Here is a 14,569-nt window from a genome sequence, read left to right on the forward strand (position 1 = left end):
GGGGCTGCTTGAGGATCTCGCGGAGACGCTTACCGCGGGCCAGCTGCTGCTGAGTCGCAGCATCCAGGTCGGAGGCGAACTGGGAGAAGGCGGCCAGTTCATCGAACTGAGCCAGCTCAAGCTTGAGGGTACCGGCGATCTTCTTGATGGCCTTGGTCTGGGCAGCACCACCCACTCGGCTCACGGAGATACCCACGTTGATGGCGGGGCGGAGACCGGAGTTGAAGAGGTCGGAGCTCAGGAAGACCTGACCGTCGGTGATGGAGATCACGTTGGTCGGGATGTACGCCGAGACGTCACCAGCCTGGGTTTCGATGATCGGCAGGGCGGTCATGGAGCCCTTGCCCATGGCGTCGCTCAGCTTGGCGGCGCGCTCGAGCAGGCGGCTGTGGCAATAGAACACGTCGCCGGGGTAGGCCTCACGACCGGGGGGACGACGGAGCAGCAGGGACATCTGACGGTAGGCCTGGGCCTGCTTGGTCAGGTCGTCATAGATGACCAGGGTGGCCTTGCCCTTGTACATGAAGGACTCAGCGATGGCTGCGCCGGTGTAGGGAGCCAGGTACTGCAGAGCAGCGGACTCGGAGGCGTTCGCAGCCACGATCACGGTGTAATCGAGGGCGCCCTTCTCGCGGAGCACCTCAACAACGTTGGCCACAGAGGCAGCCTTCTGGCCGACAGCGACGTAGACGCAGACGACGTCTTCGCCCTTCTGGTTGATGATCGTGTCGATCGCGATGGCGGTCTTGCCGGTCTGGCGGTCGCCAATGATCAGCTCGCGCTGGCCACGACCGATGGGGATCATCGCGTCGATGGCGGTGATGCCGGTCTGCATGGGCTCATGCACCGACTTGCGCTGGATGATGCCAGGCGCCATCGATTCGATCAGGCGGGTCTCGCTGGTGGGGATATCACCCTTGCCATCGATGGCCTGACCCAGGGGGTTCACCACACGGCCGAGCATGGCGTCGCCGACGGGCACCGAGGCGATCTTGCCGGTGGCCTTGACGGTGCTGCCCTCTTGGATGCCGCGACCCTCACCCATCAACACCGCGCCGACGTTGTCGTCTTCGAGGTTGAGAGCAATGCCTTCGGTGCCGTCTTCGAACTGGATCAGCTCACCGGCCATGACCTGCTCGAGGCCATAGACGCGGGCGATGCCGTCGCCGACCTGCAGCACGGTGCCGACGTTGCTGACGGAAACCGACTTGTCGTAATCAGCGATCTGTTGCTTGAGGATCGCGCTGATCTCGTCGGGGCGGATGGAAACCATGGGAGGCGTTGGGGTTGAGGACGAGGGGTGAGAAAGGGGTTCGGGTGCGGAGCTAGCTCACCTTGGCCAGCGCCAGTCCGAGGCGACGCACCTGACCCGCGAGGCTGGCGTCAATCACCTTGGAGCCGACCTTGACGACGAAACCGCCGATCAAAGTGGGGTCGACACTCAGATTGATCTCCAGCTTGTCGGTACCGGCCACGGCCTGAACCTTCTTGCTGAGCTCAGCCTGTTGCTCCTCAGTGAGAGCAGAGGCAGAGGTGACAGAGGCGAGAGCGATATTGCGCTGCTCGCGGTAGAGCTCGAGGGTGCGATCCAGCACCGCGTCGAGCATGCCGATGCGCTGGCGATCAGCCAGGAGCTTCAGCAGATTGAGGAAAGAGGGCTTGAGTTGCTCAGCGAACAGCTTCTCAAGGGCCGCCTTTTTGGCGTCAACCTCGATCACAGGAGAGCCCATGGCTTCCCGGAAATCAGCCGACTCATTCCAGAGGCCGAGAACGGCCTTGGCCTGATCCACCACCTCGTCGGTTTCCTTGCGGCTGTCAGCAACCTGCAGGAACGCTTCGGCGTAGGGGGTCGTAATGGTGTTGAGCAGCGGCATCAGGCGTTCCCCAACGTTTTGATGGACTGATCCACCAACTGCGCCTGGGCTTCAGCATTGAGCTTGCCGGGCAGGGTGGCGAGAGCCTTCTCAATGGCCAAGCGAGCCGCCTCACGGCGGAGCTGGTTGCTGACGCGGGACGCCTCAGCGTCGAGATCAGCGGCAGCACCTTGCTTGAGACGAGCCATCTCATCGATGGTGCGCTTCTCAGAATCAAGGCGGATCGCTTCAGCGCGAGCCTTGCCGTCAACACGAATCTGTTCGGCCTTCTGCTGAGCAGCGGCCAGATCCTGCTGGGCTTGAGAGAGGGCAGCGGTGGCTGAGCTGAGGCGCTCTTCAGCGTCCTTCAGGTCGGCCAGGATGATCGCGCGGCGGCGCTCAAGGATGCTGCCCAGGAAGTTGGGCAGAAACTTGTAGAGGCCGAAGAGCACGATCGCCAGGTTGACGATGTTGGTCTCGAACACGTTGAGGTTCAGACCAAAGCCACCGTGGCTGGCGAAGAGGGAAGGAATGGTCATCGGGCGGCCAGCAGACGGTCGACGATCAGGTCACCGAGCTTGTCGGCGTCAGTCTTGAGTTGGCCCAAGGCCGACTCGCGCTGGGCATCGATCTCGCGGCGTGCCTGCTCACGGGAGGCGTTGGCGTCAGCGGTTGCTGCAGCCAGAGCCTCGCGATAAAGCTTGTCGGAATCAGCTTCCGCTTCTTGGATCAGCTTCGAGGCGGACAGACGTGCGTCCTTGAGCTGTTCCTTGAGGTCAGCTTCCAAGCGTTCGGCTTGGGCCAGCTTCTGCTTGGCCTCCGCACGGCTGGTGGTCACGTAACCCTCCCGCTCTTCCACGACCCGTCCAACGGGGCTGAAGAACAGGGAATTGAGGATGAAGGTGAGGAGAACCACCTGAACTGCCATGAGAGGCAGGGTGGCGTCGAGGTCAAAGAGACCTCCCTCCGTTGCACCTAGCAAAAGCCAGCTGGTCATGAGGCAGGGGTGCGGGCGGTTGAAGCGGGCCGCAAAACGGCGGCGGAAGCGAAAGGCTGAGGCAAAGGTTGAGGGGATGGGCGGTTCAGCGAACTGAAGGCCGCCCTTCCCTCGTCACCTCAAGCGCGATCAGCCAGCGAAGGGGTTGGCGAACAGCAGCACCAGAGCGACCACAAGGCCGTAGATGGTGAGAGCTTCCATGAAGGCCAGGGACAGCAGCAGGGTGCCGCGGATCTTGCCTTCAGCTTCGGGCTGACGAGCAATGCCTTCGACAGCGCCGCCTGCAGCGGTGCCCTGACCGATACCAGGGCCAATGGCGCCGAGGCCGACGGCCAGACCAGCAGCGACAACAGACGCGGCGGAGGTGATGGAATCCATGGTGGAACGAAGGATGTAGGGCGCTGGGAGAGCGCGGATTGGGACCGGGACGTTATCCCTGCGCCTGGGACATCTGGACTGAACCGAGATGGGCCCGGATTGAACCGGACCTGCGCGCAAGGAGTTTGCCAGAGCGGGTGACCCCGATCAGGCAGGGGGACTGATGAGTATCAGTGGTGCTCTTCGTGCACCGCTTCACCGATGTAGTAGGCGGCGAGGGTGGCGAAGATCAGCGCCTGAATGGCACTGGTGAACAGGCCGAGGAACATCGCAGGCAGGGGCACCACGAGAGGCACGAGGAAGGCCAGCACTGCAACGACGAGTTCGTCGGCAAGGATGTTTCCGAACAGACGGAAGGAGAGCGAGAGGGGCTTGGTGAAGTCCTCAACGATCTTGAACGGGAGCATGATCGGAGTCGGCTCCACGTAGTACTCGAAGTAGCGGAAGCCCTTCCGGCTCAGGCCTGCATAGAAGTAGGCCAGGGACACCAGCAGCGCCAGGGCAACGGTGGTGTTGATATCAGCGGTCGGAGCACCAAGCTCGCCACTGGGCAGATGAATCAGCTTCCAGGGCACCAGAGCGCCGCCCCAGTTGCTCACAAAGATGAACAGGAAGAGGGTGCCGATGAACGGAAGCCAATCGCGATAGGCCTTCTCGCCGATCTGCTCGCGGGCCATGTCGCGGATGTAGTCCCAGAGGAACTCCAGAAGGTTCTGGACACCACGGGGATCGCGCTCCATCTTGCGCGTGCCCACCACGACAAAGGCGAGCAAGGCTCCGATCACAACCCAGGAGCTCAGAAACACCTGGCCGTGAATCTTGAGATTCCCCAGCTGCCAATAGAGGTGTTGACCCACCTCCAGTTCGGCAAAGGGAAGAACGAGTGGCAAGGAACCCATCGGGTCGACGTTCGGGGTCGCAAATGCGACGTTGAAAAGGTTTTTGGCGCTCAGCGATCTGTGAGTGCCTGAAGAATCACCGCGGGCTTGTAGAGCAGGAAACCAAGCAGAGCTGGTAACAACTCGAGCTGGGGCAGGCGAGCTGCAGCCAGAACAAGAACCACAGGGACGAGAAGCTGGAACTTGCCCACCTTCTTGGAACCGTTGCCGAGCTTCGCAACACTTCGGGCGAGAAGCCTGAGGTAGAGAGCGCCGGCGAGGCCACCGACCAGCAAGCTGCTGGCGATGTGAAGGTCGTAGATCAGGGCCGTGGCCGGGACCGCAATGGCGGACACCAGCAAGGTGGCGAGGATCAGGCGACGTTGAAGCCTCTCAAAGTCAGCCAGGTCAGGACTATCAGCGGGAACCGATTCGGTTTCAGCGACAGCAGAGGACCCAGAGGACTCTGTTTCCAGAGGGGGAGAAGGAACCGTCTCTTGGCTCGCCGTGTCATCCAGTGCGTCCAGCCCCTCGAGGTGAGAGTCCGGATCTGACTGGGGTGATGAAGCAGCCAACAAAGGCGCCTTTGCTCTGAAAAGGCGCGCGGAATCTATCACGCGCTGACGCCTGGCCCTGAGCGAAGCAGAAGAACGCGCTGTAGCTGCAGTTCCCTTGCGACAGAGGCGATCTGAGCCGTTGACCAGTCCAATGGGAGCTGACCCAGCGGAGTATCTGCCGGTGCTTGCTCGAGCGCTTGCAACAGGCTGAAGCCCTCGGCACTCAGGTCCAGAGGTGCCATGTCGGAATCCAACAGGGCGCGACCTGGCCAGCCCCAGAGGCATGGGTTTCGGCAGCCCAGGGCCGCCAGTAGATCACTGTCCTCATCCCAGCGCTGCTTCTGAACTGGACCCTTGCTCAAGAAAAACTCGAAGTGGCTGATGTCGGGATCCAGATCCTCCACCAAACGCCACTGCGCTTCGGGTGGAAGAGCCTGAGCCCGCTCCAGCAATTCACCCTTGAGCAGCCGCGCGGGGTCCCAGACCTCCGGATTGGAAAAGCCGGCAAAGTCCAGATCTGCCGACGCCACAAAGGCCATCAGGCGCTCGAGGTTGTAACTGGTCTCCTGCGGGTGGAGATACATGTCCGCGAAGTTCGCGTCGGCGGCGCAGTCGATCGCCCAGCGCTGCTCGTGATGGCGCCTCAACCTGTTGTGCTCAGGAAGCTCCGTGAAGAGCTGACGCCCCAACCGCAGACCATCGGCGCCGGTCCCCACGCCCATCGCGGTGAGCGCCCGCTGGGTGCGATGAATCTCCCAGCGGCCACCGTCGGCATAGAGGAAGAGGTGCAGCAAGGCACCGGGCTTCAGCAAGGCAGCCAGGGCCTTCAGCCCGGCCTCCGGTTGCCGGAGATGGTGCAAGACCCCAACGGAATTGATGTAGTCGAACGGCCCCTCTCCCGCCAGCTCAAGCAGGCTCCTGTTTTCGATCCGGACCTGGGCTCGGTCCAGGGCACCGGAGCGCCGGCAGCGCTCTCGCGCCACCTCCAAGGTCCCCGGCGAAATATCGACCGCGAGGATCTCTGCCCCCGGGTTGAGATGGGCGAGGTAGTCCGTGCTGACCCCCGTCCCGCAGCCCGCATCCAAAATCCTGAGGGGCTCAGCGCTCGAACGGGCCGCAGGCAAGGCACCGGTGCTGGCCGAGTAGGCAGCGTCAACGCACCAGCGCCAGTTGTATCCGGGCGGTGGGCCGTCTTGGAGGGGATCCCCGGGATAGGGGAAGCGGTCGTAAAAGTCGCTCACCACCGGGGTGGCGGCATCAGCAGGGGCCTGAGTCATGGGCTGGAAGCGGGTCAGAAGGTGGATCCGCTGAGGCCGAGCATTTCATGTCCCGGCCTTGCCGCTCGAGCAAACCCACAACGGGCTGCAAACATTTGTTCATGGCCTGCCAGGAGGCCAGAGGGCCAGCCGTAACGTGCCCAGGCCAGGTTCGCTTTCGTCCATGACTGTGACCGCCAGCAGCGGCAGCAGCAGGGTTGCTCCTCAGCGCTACGACACCCTGCCGCTCTCCAGCGTCCGTCAGGCGGAGCAGCAGGACCGCTTCCCGGATGGGGGCGAGCTCAGCAACCTCACGAACTTCTTCCAGAGCGGCCAGCTCCGGGTTGAGGCGGCCCGTCGCGTCTCGGCCAATGCCGAAGCCATCGTCGCTCGGGCGGCCAACCGGATCTTTGCGGGCGGCACCCCGCTCTCCTATCTCGATGCGCCTCTGAACCCAGTGGCGGCGGGGTCCCAGACCCCACTCGCGGCCGACCAAGCCGCGTTCCAGCGCTCCGTGCAGACCTTCGCTGGCGCCAGCGGCAGCACCGAGCGCGGCAATGCCTTTACTCGTCTCCTGGAGGGAGCGGGCGGTGACGCGGATGTCCGCGTGGTTCTGCCCACGGGCTTCAACCCGATCTCGGTGGCCATCTATGGCACCGAGCGGATGAAAAAGTCCATCCGCGACCTGGCCTGGTTCCTGCGCTACGTCGGTTACGCCGTCGTGGCTGGCGATCCCAGCATCCTGCGGGTCAACACCCGTGGTCTCCGCGATGTCCTGGAGAAGGGTTGTTCCCTGGCCGCCACCAACGTGGCCCTGCAGGAAATGCGTGCCGGTGCCGCTGAACTGCTGAAGGACCTGCCCGAAGCCCGTCAACTCCTGATCGAGAGCTTCAACGTCCTGCTCGAAGAGCTGGCCGTGCCAACCCCCTCGGCCCGCCAGCGCCTGGGCAGCCCCGAAAACCAGGGCCTGCAGCTGCCTGCGATCTACGCCCTGGCGGCCCAGGGCAAGGCCCAGCGCTTCATCATGAGGCCCGCCATGAGTGGCGGCCAGAAAGCAGAAGTGGTGCGGGCGGCCTACCGCCAGATCTTCGAGCGGGACATCGCCAAGGCCTACAGCCAGGTGCCCTGCCCCGTGGAAGCCACCCAGGTGCGCCAGGGCGACATCTCCATGCGGGAGTTCATCCGCTCCCTCGGCCACAGCAAGGAATACCAACAGCAGTTCTACGGCCGCTTCTCCAATAGCCGTGCCGTTGAGCTGGCCTTCCGCCACTTCCTGGGCCGGGGCATCAGCTCCCGCGAGGAATTCACCCGCTACTTCGACATCGTCAGCGCCCAGGGCCTCAAGGGCCTCGTGGATTCGCTGATCAACACCATGGAGTACGCCCAGGTGTTCGGCGAGGAGACCGTTCCCTACCTGCGGGACATCGGCGAGGAAGCACAGGAAAGCGCCGGCTGGGGATCCAACCGCAAGCTGTTCCGCTTCAGCGCTCCCTTTGAAGGCGCTCCCCAATACGTCACCCTCTACGCCAGCTACCGCCAGCCCTACGCCGATCAGCACCCCTATGGCGGCGGCAACGATCCTCTGGGCCTGAACTACGGCGCGATCTTCCCCTCGGGTACCGCCAATGTGTCGACCCGTCCGGCACCGCTGAGCTACGACACCCGCCGCATCCTGGTGGGCAACGGCATGCGCCAGCCGGGCCAGATGAACAGCCCGCAGTTCCGGGCATCGACCCCCCGCAAGGCAGGGCCGAAGCTGGTGAGGCTTCAGCAGATCGCCACCGGCGGCAACTCCGTTCCCCGTCGCGGCGGTCAACCCAGCATCCGCAACACCGAATCCAGCACGCAGGCTGTGATTCGCGCCGTCTATGTCCAGGTCCTGGGCAACACCGGCTACGCCGGCGAGCACAACACCGTCGAGGAAATCAAGCTCGAGAACGGTGACCTGAGCCTGCGTGAATTCATTCGCCAGGTGGCACGAAGCGAGGCCTTCCGCCGTCGCTATTGGAGTGGCCTCTACATCTGTAAGGCCATCGAGGTCATGCACCGCCGCCTGCTGGGCCGCCCCACCTTTGGCCGCTGGGAAATTGACAGCTACTTCGACGTGGCTGCCCGCAAGGGCTTCTACGGCGTGGTGGACGCCATGCTCAACAGCAGCGAGTACAGCGAGACCTTCGGCGAAGACACCGTTCCCTATGAGCGGTTCATTACCCCGAACGACCTCAACACCCGTCGCGTGCCCTCGCTGAAGCGCGCCTTCAACGCAGCGGCTTACGCCGACATCACCCCACGGATTCGCCCTGAGGTCACGCCCCCAAGCGATTTCCGCGACAGCAGTTCGCTGACCCCCCGCAACCTCAAGGGCCGCACCAGCGTCGTGCGTGGCGGCTGGAGCGCCACCCTGACCGGTGGAGAGCAGCTGGCTCCAGCACCGTCCAAGCGCTCCGGCCCCGATTCCGTCCAGACCAAGCCCTCCCCCGAGCGCAAGTGGAGCGCTCCCCGCTGGCAACCCGGTGGCGGCGCAGCTCCCACCTGGAGCGCGGCAGGGATCACCAGCTTTGCCCCGGCCCCCTCTGCAGCCGCGGCGGTCCCCGCCCGCAGCAGCTTCGGCAGTGGCTGGAATGCCGCTGTGTCGACTGGCGGAGCTGGCGCTAACGCCGAGCAGCCCCGGGCTGCCATGGCCAAGGCACTGAAGCCTGGAACCCTGCAAGGTTTCGGAAAGCGCAAGAGCCTCGGCACCGCCGTGAAGCTCTCCATGGATCCCAGCAGCGCTGAAGTCACACAGGTGATCGAGGCGGTCTATCGCCAGCTGCTCGGTCGCCAGCCCCTGGCTTCAGAACAACTGGGGGATGCCGAATCCCAGCTCCGTCAAGGTCGCCTGTGCGTCGCCGAGTTTGTCGCTCGGGTTGCTGGCTGTGACCTGTTCGTCAGCCGACTGAACCGGATGGCACCGTTCAAGGCCGCCGCCGCCGCCCATATCGCCCTGTTGGGTCGGGCAGCGCAGGCCGATGAAACGAGCGCCTTCCTCAACACCCGTTGTGTTGAGGGCATGCGCACCGCCATCGACGGCGTGCTCAACAATCCGGCCTACGCCGAGAACTTCGGTCGCGACACCGTTCCTTACCTCAGGGGCATGGGCACCAGCAACGGGATCCCCCTGAGCACGGTCAACCGCACAGCCGCCCTCTACGGCGGCAATGCCGCACTCAATCCAGTGGGGCGCTGAGAAGTCCAGCCTCAGATCCAGACCCTGTCCACCTCGCCGGCTCTAACGAGCCGGCTTTTTAATGGGCATTCTTAACAATGAAGCGAAAAAGATTGAGACAAAGATAAATATTCAGTGGAGCCATGAAGCAAATCTGGCTGTTAGCAACCGCCGCAGCCTGAACGTAGTCTTCGATCAAGAGAAACCCAGTGCCGGCAAGGGTTTCAAGCAAAAATAATCGCCGTGAAGAACTGTTACCGGGACTCAGGACGGCGCGGGGCGTTGCCACAGAATGATTCGGCGCACAGCTCAGCTGTCGCTCCTTCAGCTCGCGTCGACGCAGGTCACTGCATCGCTCAAGGCTGGAGACTCCCCCTTACCCACCGGATATCGGTCACCGTTCAGGCGACCGCTTGTTTCGAGGCAGAACTGCATGAGCATCGTCTCCAACTCGATCATCAACGCGGACGCCGAAGCCCGCTACCTCAGCCCTGGCGAACTCGACCAGATCAAGGCTTTCGTGAGCGGCGGTCAGCGCCGTCTTCGCGTCGCCCAGGTCCTGAGCGAGAGCCGTGAGCGCATCGTCAAGACCGCTGGCGGCGCCCTCTTCCAGAAGCGTCCCGACGTCATCTCCCCCGGCGGCAACGCCTACGGCGAAGAGATGACCGCCTCCTGCCTGCGGGACATGGACTACTACCTGCGCCTGGTGACCTACGGGATCATCGCCGGCGATGTCACCCCGATCGAGGAGATCGGCATCATCGGCGCCAAGGAGATGTATCGCTCCCTCGGCACTCCCCTCGAAGCCATGGCTGAAGCCGTGCGCGAGATGAAGAACGCCGCCATGGGCCTGCTCACCGGTGCTGATGCCGAAGAGGCTGGCTTCTACTTCGACTACGTCGTCGGCGCCCTCTCCTGAGGTTGCTCTCTCTCTGATCCCCGCCTCTTCGAACAGGTTCCATGCAAGACGCAATCACCAACGTCATCAACCAGGCCGACGTTCAGGGTCTGTACCTGGACAGCTCCTCCATGGGGCGCCTGGAGCAGTACTTCGCCAGCGGTGAGCTGCGCGTTCGTGCCGCTGCAACCATCAGCGCCAACGCTTCCGCGATCATCAAGGAAGCTGTGGCCAAGTCGCTGCTGTACTCGGACATCACCCGTCCCGGCGGCAACATGTACACCTGCCGTCGCTACGCAGCCTGCATCCGCGACCTGGATTACTACCTGCGTTATGCCACCTACGCCATGCTGGCTGGTGACACCTCGATCCTCGACGAGCGCGTTCTGAACGGCCTCAAGGAGACCTACAACTCCCTGGGTGTGCCCATCGGCGCCACCGTTCAGTCCATCCAGGCCATGAAGGAAGTGACCGCTTCCCTGGTGGGTCCTGACGCAGGCCGTGAAATGGGCGTGTACTTCGACTACATCAGCTCCGGCCTGGGTAACTGATCCCTGCCTTCGGCAAACCTGCGGATCAATCCATGCGCCTCTTCAAAATCACAGCTTGCATTCCCTGCCCGGAGAAGACCCGTTCCCAGCGCGAGCTGCAGAACACCTTCTTCACCAAGTGGGTGCCCTATGAAAGCTGGTTCGCTGAACAGCAGCGGATCATGAAGCAAGGGGGCAAAATCCTGAAAGTTGAACTCGTTGCTGGTCGCCGTCAGGTGAACCTGGGCAACTGATTCCTTCAGGCCGAAACCTTCTTCAAAAGCCCGGCACTGCCGGGCTTTTTTGTTGGCAAGCGCCAGAGAAATACGGGATAGTCAGTGTCTGATTTCCGCACCCCCTTGCCCGCTAAGCGACCGTGGCTCCCCGTGCCGTTTGAGCACTGGCCCGCAGAGGCACGCTTGCTCCTCGGGATGATCGCGATCTGGTGCCTCCTGGGCCTGGCTGTCCTGGGATCCGCCAGTTGGTGGGTCGCCGCCCGGGAGATGGGGGATGCCAGCTACTACCTCAAGCGCCAGGCCATCTGGATGCTGGTGAGCTGGGGCCTGCTCTATGCCGGCATCAGCATCAACCTCAGGCGCTGGCTGCGCATGGCCGGTCCAGCCCTACTGGCCGGAAGCGTTCTCGTCGCCCTCACCCTGGTGATCGGCAGCACGGTGAATGGCGCCAGCCGTTGGCTGGTGATCGGCCCGATTCAGATCCAGCCGACCGAACTGATCAAGCCCTTTCTCGTCCTCCAGGGAGCTGCCCTGTTCTCCCATTGGAGACGCATTTCCATCGATCAAAAGGTGCTCTGGCTCGGGGTCTTTGTGGTGACCCTCGGACTGATCCTCAAACAGCCAAACCTGAGTACCGCATCCCTCTGCGGAATCCTGCTCTGGCTGATGGCACTCGGGTCGGGTCTGCCGCTTTGGGCCATGCTCGGCACCGCCGGCGCTGGCCTGGCGGTGGCGGTTGGAAGCATCTCGATCAACGAATACCAGCGCATTCGCGTCACCTCCTTCCTCAACCCTTGGAAAGATGCCCAGGGGGATGGCTATCAGCTGGTTCAGAGCCTCTTGGCCATCGGCTCCGGTGGTCTCTGGGGTGAGGGCTATGGCCTGTCCACACAGAAGCTGCAGTACCTCCCGATCCAGACCACCGACTTCATCTTCGCGGTCTTCGCTGAGGAGTTCGGCTACGTCGGATCCCTGCTGCTGCTGGTCTTCCTGCTGCTCTTTGGCTTTGTCGGCCTGCGCATTGCCCTGAGCTGCAGAAGCAACCAACAGCGGCTGGTGGCCATCGGCTGCACCACCCTGCTGGTCGGCCAGTCGATCTTGAACATCGCCGTGGCCAGTGGTGCCATGCCCACCACGGGATTACCGCTGCCGATGATCAGCTACGGCGGCAACTCCCTCCTCTCCAGCCTGCTCACCGCAGGCCTCCTGCTGCGCTGCTCCCTGGAGGGGGCCGGTCTGGAGCCCGGCAAGCCCCACCGCAACCGCCGGATCCAAGCCAAGCGGCAGAGCATGCCGATAGGCTGACCCCTCGCGCTGCGTACCGTTTGATGCTGGCTCAGGCCCTAGCGGATTGGGCCCGCAGTGGTGAGCAGCTGCTGAGCAGTTCCCTGGCCCATCCCGGGCCCCTGACCGTGGGGCTGGTGTTTGCCGGTGGGTTGATCACCAGCCTGGGCCCCTGCTCCCTCTCGCTGCTGCCTGTGACGCTGGCTTACCTGGCGGGCTTTGACCGCGGCGGCCAGCGTCCCTGGGCCCGCAGCCTGAGTTTTTGCAGCGGCATCGTCGGCTCCCTGGTTCTCCTGGGCCTGGGCAGCGGCGCCCTAGGCCGCATCTATGGCCAGGTCCCTGGTGTTGTGCCGACCCTGGTGGCCCTCCTGGCGGTGGTGATGGGTCTGAACCTGCTGGGCCTGGTGCCCCTGCAGCTGCCGGCGGGGCCCGATCCGGAGCAGTGGCGGCAGCGGGTGCCACCCGCGCTGGCCCCACTGGCCGCAGGCCTGGCCTTTGGCCTGGCGGCCTCCCCCTGCACCACCCCTGTGCTGGCGGTCCTGCTGGCCTGGATCGCCCAGTCCGGGACCCCCCTGACCGGTGCCCTGCTGCTCACCGCTTTTGCCGCTGGACAGGTGATGCCCCTATTGCTGGCGGGCACCGCTGCGGCCTGGGCCCCCCGACTCCTGGCCCTGCGCTCCCTCGGGCAATGGGTACCGCCCATCAGCGGGGCCGTGCTGCTGCTGACCGGCTGCCTGACCCTGCTGGCCCGCTGGACCTAACCCCAGCTTTCCTTCCACCCCACCGATGAAGCGACTGATCGCCTGGATCTCTGACCTGCGGGTGGCCATTGGCCTGTTGATCCTGATCGCCGCGGCCAGCGGACTGGGGACCTTTGTGCCGCAGAAGGAAGCCGCCGCGCTGTACCACCGTGTCTATGACCCAGAACCCTGGCTGGGACTGCTCAATGGTGACGCGATCCTCTCGCTGCAGCTGGATCATGTGTATTCGAGCAGCTGGTTCCTCGCCCTGCTGGCCTGGCTCGGGCTCGCCCTGATCCTCTGCAGCTGGCGTCGCCAGTGGCCGGCCCTACAGGCCGCCCTGCGCTGGATCGACTACCAAACCCCCCGTCAGCTCAGCAAGCTCACCCTGGCGGAGACCATCGCCGTTCCCGACCCCAAGGCCAGCCTGACGCGGCTTGAGACCTTGCTTCAGAGCCGTGGCTGGGAACTCCAACCCCAGGGGGATCGCCTGGCGGCCCGCAAAGGCGTATTGGGACGGGTCGGCCCACTGCTTGTTCACGCCGGTCTGGTGGTCCTGATGGTGGGGGCCGCCTGGGGATCCCTCGGCGGCCAACGTCTGGAGCGGTTTCTCGCCCCTGGCAACGAGCTGGAGCTGCTGAACAGCCGCGGTGAAACCCAGGTCAGCGTCAGCTTGGAGCGCTTCGGCGTGGAGCGGGACCCGGCGGGACGCCCGGAACAATTCCGCTCCCAGTTGACCTTGACCCCAAGCCAAGGCCAGGAGGTCTCCCAGGCGGAGATCAGCGTCAACCATCCGCTGCGTTACCGCGGCATGACCCTGTATCAGGCGGACTGGGCCCTCTCCGCCATCAAGGTGCAACTCGGGAAGAGCCCAATCCTGGAGCTGCCGCTTCAAAGCTTTCCCCAGCTCGGAGAACAGGTCTGGGGGATCGTCCTACCCACCCGGCCCGATGGCAGCAACCCGGTGCTTCTGGCTCTCTCCAGTGAGGAAGGTCCGGTGACGGCCTACTCCGCCGACGCTGAAATCCTGGCCACCCTGATCCCCGGGGGGGACGCCGCTGAGGTCGAGGGAATTCCGCTGCGGGTGGCCGGTGTGGTCCCAGCCAGCGGCATCCTGCTCAAACGGGACCCCGGGGTGCCCCTGGTCTACGGCGGATTTGCCATCGCCCTGGCCGGCGGTGCCCTCAGCCTGATCGCGACCCGTCAGATCTGGGCGATCGCCGAGGCCGGTGGCCAGAAGCTCCACGTTGCCGGTCTCTGCAACCGCAACCTGACGGCCCTGGCCAATGAATTGCCGCTGCTGATCGCGGAGGTTCAGCAGGGCTGACGGGTGCCGTGGCAGGCCCGAATCACCGTGTGGACATTGCCCCGCGGATTGAAATCGGCCTCCAGTTGCATCCAGACCGGAGCGCAGGCCGCGACGAAGTCATCGAGGATGCGGTTGGTCACCTCCTCATGGGAGATCGACTGATCGCGGTAGCTGTTGACGTAGAGCTTGATCGCCTTGAGCTCCATCACCCGGGGACCGGGTTGATAGATCAGGCGCAGGGTGGCGAAATCGGGGTAACCCGAGAACGGGCACTTGCAGGTGAATTCCGGCAGGGTGATCGACACCTCGTAGGGGCGCTCAGGCCGGGGGTTGTCGAAACAGATCAGCTCCGCCTCGGCAATGGCGCGCTCTCCGTAGAGGGGGGTACGGGTTGTTGCGGTCGCAGTCATCCAAGCGCTCGTCCTGACTTCGGATGCTACGCATCGCA

16 protein-coding genes are annotated in these 14,569 nt (G+C 63.9%); 7 read left to right on the forward strand and 9 right to left on the reverse strand.

All coding sequences use genetic code 11. From position 1 onward, the window contains the following. The 8 genes from atpA to QZ184_RS02260 all read right to left on the reverse strand — a co-directional run. Nucleotides 1-1,273 (reverse strand): F0F1 ATP synthase subunit alpha (gene atpA, locus QZ184_RS02225; RefSeq protein ID WP_296417970.1); only part of this gene is annotated, 1,273 nt, incomplete at its 3' end. Between the two features lie 52 nt (nt 1,274-1,325). Continuing rightward, nucleotides 1,326-1,874, reverse strand: coding sequence for an ATP synthase F1 subunit delta (atpH, locus tag QZ184_RS02230; RefSeq protein WP_010315322.1), 549 nt, complete (start codon nt 1,872-1,874; stop codon nt 1,326-1,328). After that, a complete protein-coding gene (locus tag QZ184_RS02235) occupies nt 1,874-2,392 on the reverse strand; it encodes a F0F1 ATP synthase subunit B (protein ID WP_247477087.1) in 519 nt (172 codons plus the stop codon). Before QZ184_RS02235 ends, atpH begins: the two co-directional genes overlap by 1 nt. Further along, nucleotides 2,389-2,850 (reverse strand): F0F1 ATP synthase subunit B', encoded by a 462-nt coding sequence (locus tag QZ184_RS02240; protein WP_010315320.1) that lies wholly within the window; start codon nt 2,848-2,850, stop codon nt 2,389-2,391. The genes QZ184_RS02235 and QZ184_RS02240 overlap by 4 nt, the downstream gene beginning before the upstream one ends. 129 nt (nt 2,851-2,979) lie before the next feature. Then, entirely contained in the window at nt 2,980-3,228 is a 249-nt protein-coding gene (gene atpE / locus QZ184_RS02245; RefSeq protein WP_010315318.1) for an ATP synthase F0 subunit C, read from the reverse strand. A gap of 170 nt (nt 3,229-3,398) precedes the next feature. Then, nucleotides 3,399-4,127 carry a F0F1 ATP synthase subunit A gene (gene atpB, locus QZ184_RS02250; protein WP_010315316.1) on the reverse strand — a complete coding sequence of 243 codons (729 nt, stop codon included), beginning with the start codon at nt 4,125-4,127 and terminating at the stop codon, nt 3,399-3,401. Between the two features lie 50 nt (nt 4,128-4,177). After that, nucleotides 4,178-4,462 carry a hypothetical protein gene (locus tag QZ184_RS02255; RefSeq protein ID WP_296416474.1) on the reverse strand — a complete coding sequence of 95 codons (285 nt, stop codon included), beginning with the start codon at nt 4,460-4,462 and terminating at the stop codon, nt 4,178-4,180. A gap of 257 nt (nt 4,463-4,719) precedes the next feature. Beyond that, nucleotides 4,720-5,940, reverse strand: coding sequence for a class I SAM-dependent methyltransferase (locus tag QZ184_RS02260; RefSeq protein ID WP_296417972.1), 1,221 nt, complete (start codon nt 5,938-5,940; stop codon nt 4,720-4,722). A gap of 163 nt (nt 5,941-6,103) precedes the next feature. On the opposite strand from QZ184_RS02260, the gene QZ184_RS02265 reads away from it, so the two are divergent. From QZ184_RS02265 to QZ184_RS02295, 7 genes are all read left to right on the forward strand, one after another. Beyond that, nucleotides 6,104-9,145 carry a phycobilisome rod-core linker polypeptide gene (locus QZ184_RS02265; RefSeq protein ID WP_296416469.1) on the forward strand — a complete coding sequence of 1,014 codons (3,042 nt, stop codon included), beginning with the start codon at nt 6,104-6,106 and terminating at the stop codon, nt 9,143-9,145. Between the two features lie 412 nt (nt 9,146-9,557). Then, on the forward strand, nt 9,558-10,043 hold the full coding sequence (locus QZ184_RS02270; protein ID WP_247477079.1) for an allophycocyanin: 486 nt from the start codon (nt 9,558-9,560) through the stop codon (nt 10,041-10,043). A 41-nt stretch (nt 10,044-10,084) separates the two neighbouring features. Beyond that, the gene (gene apcB, locus QZ184_RS02275) at nt 10,085-10,573 is read left to right on the forward strand and encodes an allophycocyanin subunit beta (protein ID WP_247477078.1); all 489 of its coding nucleotides are present in this window, start codon (nt 10,085-10,087) and stop codon (nt 10,571-10,573) included. A gap of 32 nt (nt 10,574-10,605) precedes the next feature. After that, nucleotides 10,606-10,806, forward strand: a complete 201-nt coding sequence (locus QZ184_RS02280) for a phycobilisome linker polypeptide (protein ID WP_247477076.1) — start codon at nt 10,606-10,608, stop codon at nt 10,804-10,806. Between the two features lie 105 nt (nt 10,807-10,911). After that, nucleotides 10,912-12,093 carry an FtsW/RodA/SpoVE family cell cycle protein gene (locus tag QZ184_RS02285; protein ID WP_247477074.1) on the forward strand — a complete coding sequence of 394 codons (1,182 nt, stop codon included), beginning with the start codon at nt 10,912-10,914 and terminating at the stop codon, nt 12,091-12,093. 23 nt (nt 12,094-12,116) lie between these two features. Further along, entirely contained in the window at nt 12,117-12,833 is a 717-nt protein-coding gene (locus tag QZ184_RS02290) for a cytochrome c biogenesis CcdA family protein (protein ID WP_010315299.1), read from the forward strand. A 25-nt stretch (nt 12,834-12,858) separates the two neighbouring features. Next, a complete protein-coding gene (locus QZ184_RS02295; protein WP_010315297.1) occupies nt 12,859-14,139 on the forward strand; it encodes a cytochrome c biogenesis protein ResB in 1,281 nt (426 codons plus the stop codon). Here the strand turns inward: QZ184_RS02295 and queF are convergent. Continuing rightward, nucleotides 14,127-14,531, reverse strand: a complete 405-nt coding sequence (gene queF / locus QZ184_RS02300; protein WP_010315295.1) for a preQ(1) synthase — start codon at nt 14,529-14,531, stop codon at nt 14,127-14,129. The two genes, QZ184_RS02295 and queF, sit on opposite strands and share 13 nt — an antisense overlap. Nucleotides 14,532-14,569: the final 38 nt, after the last annotated feature.

Source organism: Vulcanococcus sp. DEBay_Sum22DG08_74, from assembly GCF_017852955.1.
In the GTDB taxonomy this organism is placed as follows: Bacteria; Cyanobacteriota; Cyanobacteriia; order PCC-6307; family Cyanobiaceae; genus Vulcanococcus.

Excerpts from the sequence above, each read along its gene's own strand:
- QZ184_RS02270 (WP_247477079.1), top strand. The coding sequence starts at position 9,558 with ATGAGCATCGTCTCCAACTCGATCATCAACGCGGACGCCGAAGCCCGC.
- queF (WP_010315295.1), bottom strand. The coding sequence starts at position 14,531 with ATGACTGCGACCGCAACAACCCGTACCCCCCTCTACGGAGAGCGCGCC.
- apcB (WP_247477078.1), top strand. The coding sequence starts at position 10,085 with ATGCAAGACGCAATCACCAACGTCATCAACCAGGCCGACGTTCAGGGT.
- atpB (WP_010315316.1), bottom strand. The coding sequence starts at position 4,127 with ATGGGTTCCTTGCCACTCGTTCTTCCCTTTGCCGAACTGGAGGTGGGT.
- QZ184_RS02260 (WP_296417972.1), bottom strand. The coding sequence starts at position 5,940 with ATGACTCAGGCCCCTGCTGATGCCGCCACCCCGGTGGTGAGCGACTTT.
- QZ184_RS02240 (WP_010315320.1), bottom strand. The coding sequence starts at position 2,850 with ATGACCAGCTGGCTTTTGCTAGGTGCAACGGAGGGAGGTCTCTTTGAC.
- QZ184_RS02265 (WP_296416469.1), top strand. The coding sequence starts at position 6,104 with ATGACTGTGACCGCCAGCAGCGGCAGCAGCAGGGTTGCTCCTCAGCGC.
- atpH (WP_010315322.1), bottom strand. The coding sequence starts at position 1,874 with ATGCCGCTGCTCAACACCATTACGACCCCCTACGCCGAAGCGTTCCTG.
- QZ184_RS02290 (WP_010315299.1), top strand. The coding sequence starts at position 12,117 with ATGCTGGCTCAGGCCCTAGCGGATTGGGCCCGCAGTGGTGAGCAGCTG.
- QZ184_RS02235 (WP_247477087.1), bottom strand. The coding sequence starts at position 2,392 with ATGACCATTCCTTCCCTCTTCGCCAGCCACGGTGGCTTTGGTCTGAAC.
- QZ184_RS02295 (WP_010315297.1), top strand. The coding sequence starts at position 12,859 with ATGAAGCGACTGATCGCCTGGATCTCTGACCTGCGGGTGGCCATTGGC.
- atpE (WP_010315318.1), bottom strand. The coding sequence starts at position 3,228 with ATGGATTCCATCACCTCCGCCGCGTCTGTTGTCGCTGCTGGTCTGGCC.
- QZ184_RS02280 (WP_247477076.1), top strand. The coding sequence starts at position 10,606 with ATGCGCCTCTTCAAAATCACAGCTTGCATTCCCTGCCCGGAGAAGACC.